Raw genomic sequence first — 507 nt, forward strand, 5'->3', positions numbered from 1 at the left:
GGTTGAACCATCTGAAGAATGCGACGCCTCGGTGCCTCGTTAAGACGATGCCTCGCGTTCTTCAATTGCGTTTTGTAGGCTGTCAGGGATACTGTCCCACGAATGGCCACCTGTAAGCTCCAGATGACCATTTTTGTTATTCTCCACAACGAGTTAGTTCTTCTTTTCGGATCCGGCACTTCTGGGGGGGAAATCCAGCGATGGCTGGATTATGTCGTCAATTAAAAATGCGGCGAGTAGATTAGCAAATATCCACGCTTTCGCGAGTTCAGGTTCCTTTGCACGCAAAGCATCCAGGTGCAGCAAACTTTTGAGCCGCTTAAAAGCCAGTTCAATTTGCCATCGCAGACGGTAACAATCAGCCACTTGCTCTGCTGAATATTCATCTTCCGGTAATGATGTTAGCAATAGAACATGGCCCGCTGCTTCCAGCGTTTCCGCCTGAACTACTCGTCCTTTTCGACGATTCTCGCTGAGCAGTCGGGTTTTACTGATTAATGCTTTTTC

At 48.1% G+C, this 507-nt stretch carries 1 protein-coding gene; it reads right to left on the minus strand.

Annotated elements, in window-relative coordinates; all coding sequences use genetic code 11:
• Positions 1–153 precede the first annotated feature (153 nt).
• On the minus strand, positions 154–507 hold a 354-nt coding region (locus RHEIN_RS18805), incomplete at its 5' end, for an IS4 family transposase (RefSeq protein ID WP_008900568.1).

This window comes from Rheinheimera sp. A13L, assembly GCF_000217935.1.
Classification (GTDB): Bacteria; Pseudomonadota; Gammaproteobacteria; order Enterobacterales; family Alteromonadaceae; genus Pararheinheimera.